Source organism: Seonamhaeicola sp. (assembly GCF_028281565.1).
Taxonomy (GTDB): Bacteria; Bacteroidota; Bacteroidia; order Flavobacteriales; family Flavobacteriaceae; genus Seonamhaeicola.
Window position 1 is genome coordinate 40,102 of the sequence record NZ_JANQJQ010000018.1, and the last position, 12,324, is coordinate 52,425.

Annotated in this window: 5 protein-coding genes; all 5 read right to left on the reverse strand. The window is 42.6% G+C overall.

The genetic code is table 11. The features are described 5' to 3' along the window. Positions 1-15 precede the first annotated feature (15 nt). Positions 16-2,310: a glycoside hydrolase family 3 C-terminal domain-containing protein gene (locus Q0983_RS09150; protein ID WP_299551724.1), complete on the reverse strand. Its 2,295-nt coding sequence runs from the start codon at positions 2,308-2,310 to the stop codon at positions 16-18. A gap of 100 nt (positions 2,311-2,410) precedes the next feature. After that, positions 2,411-4,684: a glycoside hydrolase family 3 C-terminal domain-containing protein gene (locus Q0983_RS09155; protein WP_299551727.1), complete on the reverse strand. Its 2,274-nt coding sequence runs from the start codon at positions 4,682-4,684 to the stop codon at positions 2,411-2,413. Positions 4,685-4,760: 76 nt separating this feature from the next. After that, entirely contained in the window at positions 4,761-5,444 is a 684-nt protein-coding gene (locus Q0983_RS09160; RefSeq protein WP_299551730.1) for a hypothetical protein, read from the reverse strand. 19 nt (positions 5,445-5,463) lie between these two features. Further along, positions 5,464-8,859 (reverse strand): G8 domain-containing protein, encoded by a 3,396-nt coding sequence (locus Q0983_RS09165; RefSeq protein WP_299551733.1) that lies wholly within the window; start codon positions 8,857-8,859, stop codon positions 5,464-5,466. Positions 8,860-9,023: 164 nt separating this feature from the next. Continuing rightward, complete coding sequence (locus Q0983_RS09170; protein WP_299551736.1) at positions 9,024-12,320, reverse strand: G8 domain-containing protein; 3,297 nt, start codon at positions 12,318-12,320, stop codon at positions 9,024-9,026. Positions 12,321-12,324 lie beyond the last annotated feature (4 nt).

Consider the following 12,324-nt stretch of genomic DNA (forward strand, 5'->3'; position numbering starts at 1 on the left):
TACTTTTTCAATTATTTATCGCGTAATTGACATTTTAACTCTAATATCGGCTGAAGAAGAACCAACGAGGATCTCATAATCTCCAGAAGCAACTACCCATTCTTTTTTATATTCATCCCAATATGCAAAATCCGATTCATCAAGGGTAAAATCTATTGTTTTAGACGCCCCTTTACCCAAGGAAATCCTTTGGAACTTGCGCAGTTTTTTCATGGGTTGGATGACAGCTGGGGTTGCCTGATTCCGTACATAAAGCTGAACTACTTCATCGCCTTTTAAATTACCAGTATTTTTAATACTCAAGGTAACTTGATCGCCTTTTACATTTAAATTACTGTATTCAAAATCGGTATAGCTAAGGCCATGTCCAAATGGATATATAACATCACCTTCAAAGAACATATAGGTGCGTCCTTTCGTGATATCATAATCTCCCATTGGCGGCAAGTCATCCAAATTTTTATAGAATGTAACCGGTAACTTCCCACCGGGGTTGTAGGCACCAAAGAGCACTTCGGCAATAGCAGTTCCACCAGATTGCCCCGGATACCAGGCCTCTAGAATACCGGGCACATGGCTGTTGATCCAATCTATAGTCAGGGACATACCATTTATAAGAACGACCACCATATTCTTGTTAACCTTATAAACTTCTTCAACGAGCTTTTGCTGATCGCCGGGAAGGTTTAAATTGGATCGGTCTGCTTCTTCATTCGCCACAGTGAGATTCGTCCCAACAAATACAATGGCCACATCAGATTTTTTAGCTAATGCAACGGCCTTTTTAAGTTCACGCTCCTTATCGAAACTTTCAATTTCTGCTAACTGTTCTGCACTGACTTCCTCTTCATTTATATGGTGGGAAATCAAGCAGCCTTTGGCAAATGCCACATCAACCTGTTCCCCAACCATAGACTTGATGCCCTCAAGGGCACTAACTTCTTTTGAAGGGGTGCCACTATAGCCGCCTAGCACCGCAACATTGGCATTGGGCCCTATGACAGCAATACTATTTAGTTTTTTCGAATCTAAGGGAAGGATCCCATCGTTTTTTAGCAATACCATGCTTTCCCTGGCCACCTGCAATGCCAATTCCTTGTGTGGTTTGCTATCAAGATCACTTTGGGGGATCGCATTAAACGGCACCTTCTCTGAAGGATCGAATTCCCCTAGTAGTATCCGTGTTCTGAATAACCTTGTAACCGCCTTATCTATTTCCGCTTCATTTATATAGCCCTTTTCCAAAGCCCCCGGAAGGTATTTATCGTATAAAAATTGCTCATTCCCACAGGTTTCGCATTCTAGATCGGTACCTGCTTTAACGGCCATGGCTACAGCTTTTTCTGGATCTGTTTCAAATTTGTGCCCATGAACGATATCGCTAATAGCACCACAATCTGAAACCACATAGCCCTTAAAACCCCACTCTTTTCTCAAAATATCATCCAACAACCAGGTGTTGGCACTTGCCGGAATACCATTTAAACTGTTATAGGCACTCATGACCGACATGGCCCCGCCTTCGGTTATAGATGCTTTAAAAGCCGGTAGATAGTACTCTCGCAACAAGCGTTCACTGACATCGGATGATCCGGTATGCCGATTAAACTCGCTGTTATTGGCAACAAAGTGCTTTACCGTAGCAACGGCTTTTAAATAGTTTGGGTCATTACCTTGTAGGCCCTTAACAAAACCAACGGCCATTCTGGACAGTAAGTAGGGGTCTTCTGAATAGGACTCTTCATTGCGGCCCCATCTAGGATCCCTTAATATATTTATTGTGGGTGACCAATAGGTAAGCTTCTTGCCATAGGTATTATGATGGATACGTGCCTCTGTTGAAGTAACATCGGCCATATCTTGGATAAGGCCAGGATTCCAGGTACTCCCCAATCCGATGGCCTGCGGAAATACGGTTGCCAATCCTGAACGGGCAACCCCGTGCAGGGCCTCATTCCAGTAACCGCCATCGAGGCATCCCAATCCCATATCCTCCCAATGGTGCCAATTTTCCTTTTCCCAAGGGCGCTTCTGCTCGTATTCCGGGGCATCTTCGTTTTCAAACTCTATTGAAATCTGACCATAGGGATTATCAAAATTCATGTCGTAGGCCGGTACCTTTAAACGCTCAATACCAGGGGCTAAATGGCTTAATTGCGATACCTTTTCTTCTAAGGTCATTCTAGAGACTAAATCGGCCGCTCTATCATCTGCCGACAAGCTCGTGTTTAAATAGGAAGGGTTTTCTTGATTTTTGCAACCCACTAAAAGTATGGCAAAAATGAGAAACGAGGTGTACGTAATTTTCATGATTTATTATTATACTATTACAATTGAACGCAAATATACTACTTTCTTTCTATATGTAAGAAAGTAAATTACTGTTTAACTTAAATTTAAGTAGGCTGTATTATTGAATCACAAGTTTTGTTCTCAAAAGGATATCTTCTGAAGAACTACCCACTTGAATTTCAAAGTCTCCTGGCTCGATATTCCAACCTTTAACAGCTTCGTCCCAAAACTGGAAGTCCTCATTGTTAAGGGTAAATTCAATGACTTTGGTTTCTCCCGATTTTACATCAACCTTTTTGAATCTTTTAAGTCTTTTATTTGGTTGGATGACTTTTGATTCTAAATCTTTTACATATAACTGCACCGTCTCTTTTCCATCCATTCCGCCAATATTCTTCACCTTGAAAGACACTTTTACTTCAAGGCCAGCGGATGAATCCAAAGATGCACTCGTTATTTTCAAACTAGAATAATCAAAATCGGTATAGCTTAGTCCGAATCCAAAGGGAAATAAGGGTTTTTCCTCATGAAACCAATAGGTTCTATTTTTTGTAATGTCATAATCGGCGATATGTGGCAGGTTTTTATCGGTTGCATAGTAAGTTACCGGCAACTTACCGGAAGGATTTACATTCCCCAATAATACATCTGCAATGGCCAGTCCTTGTTCTTGGCCACCATACCAGGCCTCTACTATGGCAGGTAAATTTTCGTTCTCCCATCTTAAATCAATTTGATAACCTTTCACGGTTACCAGAACAACATTTTTATTCACCTTATAGATTTCCCTTATTAACTTTCTTTGGTTTCCAGGCCACTCTAAGTTTTCGGCATCGGTGCCTTCTGCAGAAATAAAGACATTGGTTCCCATTACAAGGACTACCTGATCTACTTTTTTGGCCAACTCTACAGCCCGTGGTATCAAAACGTCGTCTGTTTCGGCTACTTCCTTTTTATAATCCTCATAAAAAGCCATCCAAACCTGTGCTTCCAGATCGTCTGCTACCGCTTTCTCAGCTAGTTCCCTATTTTCTACATCAAACACCAGTTTATCTGGAGTAGTTATATTACACCCACGTTCGTAGAAAAGCGCAACGCCTTCATCCAGCCTTTGTTTTAAGCCATCCAACGGGGTTATTTTTCTACTTGGCCTCCCACTGTAACCTCCCAGTTCTGTAGCATTTGCATTTGGACCTATAATGGCAATGGACTTAATATCTTTTGAAAGCGGCAAAGTATTATGGTTGCTTTTAAGTAGTATTATGGACTCTTGAGCGGCTCTTAAAGCAAGGGCTTGATGTTTTGGGCTCTCTATAACGTCCTTTTGAATATTGGAATATGGGACATCTTCCTTTGGATCGAACATACCCATTTTAAATCTGGACACCAATAATTTTTTTAACGCTGCATTTATAACAGACTCTTCTATAAGCCCCTTTTTCACGGCCTTGTTTAAATAGTTTTCATAAACATCACCGCAATTTAACTCGCAACCCGCGTTAATACCGAGTACGGCCGACTCTATTGCGTTCTCTTTAAACTTATGTCTTAAAAACACGTCCTCAATGGCTCCACAATCTGAAACCACATAGCCAGAGAACCCCCACTCATTCCTTAAAACTTGATTTAATAACCACTCGTTACCACAAGCAGGCACTCCGTTGACCCTATTATAGGCGCACATTGTTGAGAATGCTTTACCATCTTGCACAGCTGCTTTAAACGCTGGAAAATAATACTCCCGTAACCAACGTTCCTTTACCTCAGAATTCCCATCATGCCTGTTAAACTCAGAATTATTGGCAACAAAATGTTTTGGACTGGCCACCGTCTTTAAATACTTAGGGTCATTGCCCTGTAAACCTTTTACAAATGCCACGCCCATTTTAGACATTAAATAGGGGTCTTCTGTAAAGGCCTCATCGTTCCTGCCCCACCTTGGGTCCCTTAATACGTTAATATTAGGCGACCAGAATGTCAGGTCCATTTGTCCCATATTGTAATACGCTCTTGCCTCATCCGATATGGCGGTAGAAACCTGGTACATAAGTTCCGGATTCCAAGTGCTTCCCATGGCGATGGACTGCGGAAACGAGGTTGCCGGGAAATAAAGGCCTCCTGCCATCTCGGCAATACCATGCAATGCCTCTCCCATATAATTATATTTAGGAATACCAAGTCTATTTATCGATCTTGTTATGTTACCTAACTGCTGTACTTTTTCATCCAGGGTCATTTCACTGACCAAAGCTTCTACCCTTGATTCGAAACTTAAATCCGTATCGAACCACTTTTCTGATTGGCCAAATATATGCATACCAACTAGGGCATAAATAATAAAAAGACCAAGTCGCAAGGGTCTTCTACTTAAACAAAAGAATTCTGTTCTCATTTTGATTTTAGTTTTGGTTTTGGTTGTTAAAAAAATACCATTGGAAAGCATTCCAATGGTATTTAAATAGACGCAATTAATTAGCAGTAAAACGCCATACGGGACCTATGGCTGCCGATTGTTTGTCATCTTTCACTACGATACGCCAGTAGTAGGTTCCTGTAGCTGGCAGGTCAACACTCCTCGAAGTCTCGGAAATACCCGAAGCCAGCAATGGCGGCGGATTTAAGGTTCCGAAATAAATATCGTAGGTCAGGGGGTCGTTATCTGCATCTTGGGCACTCCATGATAAACTTGCCGTATTACCTGAGACCGTTCCTTCATTTGTTGGTCCTATCAAGGTAGGGGCATAAGGAATGTTATTGGAAGTTGGGTTGGGCTCCGTATCAAATTTCCAAGTTTGCGAGGTCACTGAGGCCTCGGAATTTGGACGTTTTGTAGTGATACGCCAGTAATAGGTAGTATTCTTTTCTAAGGTGTAGGTCTTAAAGGTCCCGGTAACATTCTCCTTAAATATTGGGTTGGTAAAACTCTCATTCTGGGCTATTTCAATCTGGTTCTCTACAGTCCCCGTATTGTTATTGGTCCACCTAAACTCCAATTGGAAGTTGGTACAGATTAAGTTGTTGGTTGGAAAGCCCAAAGTGGCTGCTACCAATTCGGGATCCGGATTGGTTGGAGGTTGGGGACTTTCACTTTTGCTGCACGACACCAGTGCAAGAACAAAAACTACTGCTATTATGATGCTTCCTTGTTTCATATTTTCTAACTTTTAAATGCTATTGTTTTATTATTTTAAATACTTTGCTTTTATTATCTGCATATACCTTAACCAGATAAATGCCTTGCTTTAGGCTACTGGAGTTTATACGCGCCGTAGAACCTACCAAGCTATGATCTCCTTGGTAGACCAAACTTCCCGTTATGGCGTAAATCTCAAGATGGATCTTATCTGATTTTGAGGATGCCACCTGAACATTAAAGGCACTTCTCACCGGATTAGGAAACACTTTGAAACCTCCCAAGACTTTGGCGGTGAATGCCAATTTGCCTTCGCATTGCTTACTTGAAGTAACCTCCACCTGGTCTTGTTCGGAAACGGCTATATCAAATTTTGAGCTACTAAAACGGCCTATGTTTTTATTATTCACTTTTACTGTAAACGGTGCCGTTCCCTTATCTATATCTATAGTCATAACAGTTCCTTGTGAACCGGGCCCATTTTTAATACTTGATTTACCGGTTATACTAATCCCTGCACCAATGACCACTTCATAACAACGTTCACAATTCACGGTGGCTCCCGGCACTGCAATGCAGAGCGTATAGGTTCCAGGTGCCAATCCAGTTATTTTATGCTGACTAGAAAAAGATTGGGTATTATTATTGACAGTTGCGGTATAGGAACCCACCTGTTGACTGGATATAATAATCTCGCCATTAGAGCGTCCTACACAGGTCTCATTGTTTCCAATAATTGAGAAATTATTTGAAGGCAGGGCATCAATGGGACAGCCTTCAATCGTTACGTTACTAACTTTCCCACCTGTGATCATGGCATGCGATACCGCAGTGGCCGGAGTAATAACACCACCCATGGAAGTGCCGTAAAGGTTTTGTAACTGCTGATTGGTCTTGCCCCGGAATACCGTAGGGGTTAATCTTTCAGGGTACTTTGCTTCGGACTCATATAATAGTGGGTCTAATAAATTGGTAGTAGGCACTGGCACAAAATCGGCTGCCTGCTCATCAAAGTAGACTTTGGCATTATTGAAGGGTCCGAAGTTTAAGGTAATATTATCGGGTAGTAAAAAGTAACCCGTCATTTTTACTCCGGAACCATCAGGATGTAAAAGCGCAAAGGAATCGCCTGCATTGTTAAGCAGGTGCATCTGGGCATCCAGTACAATGTTCTTTGCAGGATTATTGAACACGATATTTCCTTGAATGGTGATATTCCTCCAGGGCGTGGTCTTATCTAGCGGTGTTGGGTCTGCTATAACCATTCTTGTTCCATTATTGGGATCTGTGACCTCTTCATTGTTGACTACCCTATCTAGCCAGTCTTTGGCCCAGTTCACTTCCCTTATAAAAATATCGGTTCCGGAGTTATCAAAAGTACCGCCATTAACCACAACCTCAGCGTTTATGGGTAGTGTAACGGCTTGGGACTCCCCGTCCCAACCGGCTATAATGTTATTCTCAATAGTCCAACTACGGGTGTTGTGATATTGGTCTAAATCCAATCCAATGGAATGGGGTTCTACCTCTAATAATCCTGGGTATGGATTGGGTTGCGGCCGCCATGGTGCTAATGCAGTTGAGGCACCGTAACCGTAAACCTTGTTGTTTTTGAGGGTAATCTGGGCACAGTTCTCAAACTGCATACCGGTTCTGCGGATACTCCACAACAAGGTGTTCTCTATGACTAGGTTCATGGTATTCCTATAATTTGGTGGCATCATGTTGAACTCGATACTGGTGGTTTCGCCCACTTCATGGAATTCTGTCATGATATAATCGCCACGGAACCCTTGAGCCGATGTGTAGCCTATGTTATCTTTAAACGGCTTGGGAAGGATGTACCACACATCAAAAATCCAATTGGAATATTGTGCGGCACGGGCCTTTACTTCCGCATTCAAATCTTTAAATTGAACCGGATCTACATACAAATCAATATTATCCTGCATTTGAGGTCGACCGCGAAGGCTTTCCCAGAGCCCTTCCGTCCAATAGATATAGGCATGTCCACTACAACCTGATACCACATTTCCTTCAATGGTAACCCCAGTTCCGTGCACCCAAAAGCCGTCACCTTGATGGGCGAAATCGGATATCTGTTCCCTGCCGTCGGTAAGGCCATTAGTCCTTCCTGCCTCCACCCCTAGACCACCACCGGCCGGTCTTCCTAAGTTTAAGGGTTCTGCCGGGTTATAGGTCCGTATTGCAATATTTCGGAGAAAGTTTCCAACTTCGTCTCCGGCCTCGGTGCAGTAGGCAGAGCCTACCACCTCATAGCTTACATTCTCTATGAAATCAACATTTGAGGAATGGTTTGTATAGGCCCACCCCGGATCATTATTTACTACACAGCCTTCTACAAGTGCTTTATTTGTGTTTGTATCTAGAGTCCTATGGAAGTGAATGGAATAGCGACCTCTAGGGTTCATTCCTGGCCCCGCAGGATAGGGAACCGTGGTACTCCATCGGGGATCCGGCTGACCTTCTTCACCTTCTAAAGGAACCGACCAATCGTCAAGATCTATGGCTTTGTCTGTCCTACCTGTATTTTCGGTCTCTATATATTTTAAGATCACGTTTGGATTGTGCATGAACATCATATGCCCTCGAGGCTTGCCAAAACCATTGGTTCCGCTTAAGGCTGCAACACTTGGGTTTTCGGAGGAAATAACCACATTCCTGGTGTTGTTAGACACATGCACATCTACCATACCGGTTAGTTGTGATGGCGGCTGATGGTTCTTGGTCAGGGCAGCACTTAAGGTGACTGTTGACCCAGCGATACTGTTTATGCTTACCTTCTCATCGCTACGGTAATCATTAATATCGGTACCGGCAACCACTAATTCATCACCTACCCGCCAACCAGTAGGCGTAGTACCTAAGGACAACTGGCTAGTACCAGAAGTAGGATGTACCGCAAGGGTGGTCCAACTGGTCTTTTCGGCACCATGCATGCGCACAGGCCCCATAAGCACGGCACCCGGGGCAAACCTACTAGGATCTTGGCTTTTGGTTGTACCCCCGCGCCAGGCAAAGATCAATCTGGCCGTAACATTAGCGGCTACTTTGTTTGTGCTGTTCCCAATCTCAAAGGAACCGCCCATTTCACTTACTAGATATTCTGTTCTTAGCTCTGTGTTCACATTGGTGGCATATTGAAGCTTGGCGCCATTGGCAATGCGAATGGATTTCATTTTCTCTGGAATGATGTCATTTACGGTAACGGTGATGCCATTGGGGATCAGTACCCGTGCATCATCGGCTGGAACGGATCCGCCCCAAGTTGCAGCATCACTCCAGTTACCGCTCTGCGCTGCCGTTTTAGTAGCCGTACCAGCTACCTGGACAGGGCCTTGGGCATAGGTTTGCGATACCACACTGCATACTATGGCTAATAAGAACAGTGATAACCTATGTGTTAGTTTCATTCTTAAATATTTTTTCTTCATAATTTATTTTTAACCTTTAATTGTTTGAACAACTAATTCTAAATCCACCCTACCTTAGAAATTGAAATTATTGGAAACAACATATCATATATATTACTAAATGTTAGAAAGTAAGTTGATTACAATCTTCGGATGGTTTTGATTTACTGTTTAACCATTTCAAATATTTTATTAGTTCCTTTGGTATAAACTTTCACTAAATAAGTTCCCTCGGCAAGTTGGTCGACTGACACCTCTGCTCTTTTATCAAATAATTCATACTTACCTTGAATTATAACCTGTCCGTTCATATTATAGATTTGGATATAGACTTCCTCTACATTTGGTTCTAAAGTAACTACCGAAAAACTGTCTTTTACAGGATTAGGAAACAATTCCATGGTCTCAGATAACTTTGCCGTAAATTGGAGTTTCCCTTCGCAACTCTTATTAGATGTAACCTCAACCTTATCCTTGTCCGCTACAAATATTTCAAACGTTGAATTAGTGTAACTTCCAGCCTCCTTATCATTAACCTTCACTTTGAAAGGAGAAGTACCTTCGCCAATATCTACAAGCATTTTACTTTGATTTTGTTTTACCTTTAAACTTGATTTCCCCGTTAGAAGTGTACCCTCAATAATTGCCACTTCATAACACCATTCACAAGTCTTTTTAGTCCCCCGTACACCAATACATAACATATGCGTACCGGGAGCAAGGTTACCTATCTTGAATTCTTTTGAAAAAGCGTGTGTGCTCCCTCCAATGTTCACATAATAAACTTCTGAATTTTGGCTTGTTATAAGTATTTCCCCATTTGAACGTCCTTTACATGTTTCATTATTGACAACTATATTGAAATTATTGGTTTGCAGATTATCTAAGGGGCAACCATCAATAGTAACTCCGGTAGCCTTACCACCAACAATTTGTGTGTGCGGAATAGCATTATCTGGGGTAATGGATCCTGCAAACGACTTACCGTTATTTTGAGAACTCAACTGCGTGTTAGTCTTTCCAACAAATCTATTGGGGATACAATCAATGCTTCCTCCTCCCAGAGTGCATTGTGTTTCAGATGTAATTGGAATAAAATCCGAATCTTGGGCATTATAGTAAACCCTTGAGTTTATAAAAGGTCCAAAGTTAAAGGTTAACTCATGTGGAGTAAAGTACCAATCGCCTTCTTTGGCATCCGCTAATAGTGCAAAACCATCCTGATCGAAAATATGATTATGCAGCTGAGGTAACAGTACTATATTTTTGTTTTCATTTAAAAAACGAATGGGCCCAGCTTCTTCTTTAATGGTAACCCCTGGATTGCCATCAAATACCAGAGGAAAGTCCTCATTGGGTTCATGAGTAGGGTTTTTTATTTCTATGTCCGTTCCCGAATTATTAAACGTACCTCCGTCAATAATTACTTTACCGTTTAAGGGTGTAGTTAATCCAACGGCATTTCCAGAAAACCCCTCTATTGTATTGTTTATCAGGGTCCAATTATATGTGTTGTGATAAAAATCTAAGTCCATTCCAATAGCCACAGGTTCTTCGGCTATTACGCCCGGTAGTGGATTGGTACCATAGTTTTCAAATTCACCAGAGGCATTATATCCCACCACCCGAGAATTCTGAATGGTGACATTGGAGGTATGGTTATGTCCAAATCCCCGCCTACGAATATTCCACAATATGGTATTATCAAAAACAAGATTCAATTGTTTTCGGTAAATATCCGGTGTTAAATTCATCCATTCTTCGGGATCATTGCTTTCCTCCTTACTAAGGTGAAACTCTGTATGTACATAATAGGTATGTACGCCCCTGGCGAAGGTATAAGCCGTGTTATTTTTAAAGGGTCTCGGCTGTAAATACCATATATCCAATACAAAGCCCGGGTACTGTGCTTTCCAATCTTTCAATGCTTGATTTAAAACTGGGAATTCGTTGGCCGGGACGTGTGTGTCGATATCCCCACGAGCCATGCCCAATCCCTTTTCTATGAGTCCGTCTACCCAATACACGTAGGCATGTCCGGTTGAACCTGCAACCACATTCCCTTCTACGGTTACCCCTGTTCCATGAAACCAAAAGCCATCTCCTTGCCAGGCAAAATCTTGCCTACCTTCTCTTATATCCGCTAATGCCTGGGTGGGACCACCATCAAAATACGAGTTTCTGGGCCTTGGAATGGCGGTCATAGGCTCGGCCGGATTATAGGTCCGTATGGCAATATTTTCAATAAAGGATCCTGTTTCATTGCCTGATTCTGTACAAAAGGCGCTACCAATCACATCATAACTGACATTCCTTACAAAATTCACCCTCGAAGAATGGTTAACAAAGCCCCATCCTGGATCGTTATTGACCACACAGCCCTCCACATGTGCCGGATTGGGCAAAAAGGCTTTTGCCGGATAGACACTGGTATCGACTGCTCCCCTGTGAAAATGAAATGAATAGCGCCCTCTCGGGTTCCTGCCACCATTAGCAATGGGGTTTCCTGTATTACGGCCCCTTGACAAATCTTCAAAGTCCCAGTCATCGAGTATGATTGACTTATCCGTCCTCCCCGTATTATTGGCTTCAACATATCTTAAATCAACATCTTGATTATGCATGAACATCATGTGGCCTCGTGGTTTTCGAAAATCGCCACTTATTGAAGTTACACTTGGGTTTTCAGATGTCACTACAATATTCCGAGATATATTAGCAATGTGCACATCGAGGTCCGAAGCCTGAGACGGCGCCTTATGATCCAATTGTAAAGGAGACTTTATATTAATTACATTACCCGAAATCCCTGTAATTTCAACAACCTCATCACTGGTAAAGCTATTGATATCTGTTCCGGCCAGGGCCAATTTATCCCCCACCTGCCAGCCTGAAGGTGCCGAATTCAAGACCAATGATGTGGCGCCCTGTGAGGGCTGATTAGCGTTATTAAAGGCCAACCAGTTGGTTTTCTCGGCCCCGTGCATTCTTACTGGCCCCATCAGCACTGCACCAGGAGCAAACCTTTCGGGGTCTTCAGCTTGGGTGGTTCCTCCTCGTTCAGCAAATACGAGACGTGCTTTAACATTTGGAGCTATTTTATTGGAGGCAGTTCCTATTTCAAAAGCACCGCCCATTTCACTCACCAGATACTCTGTTCTTAATTCCGTATTCACACTGGTAGCATATTGCAGTTTAGCGCCATTAGCAATGCGGATGGACTTCATTTCTTCTGAAATCATACTGTTGACAGTAATTGTAATCCCGCTTGGAATAAGCACCCGCGCGTCGTTTCCAGGCAACGAACCGCCCCAAGTGGCTGGATCGTTCCAATTCCCGCTTTGAACGGCTGTTTTTGTGGCCGTTCCTGCCACCTGTATCGGTGTTTGGCCTTTTGTGCAGCTCATGGAACAGATCACAAAAAGGCAGGTTAAAAGAATCTGTGGTAGTTTAATATTCATTGTT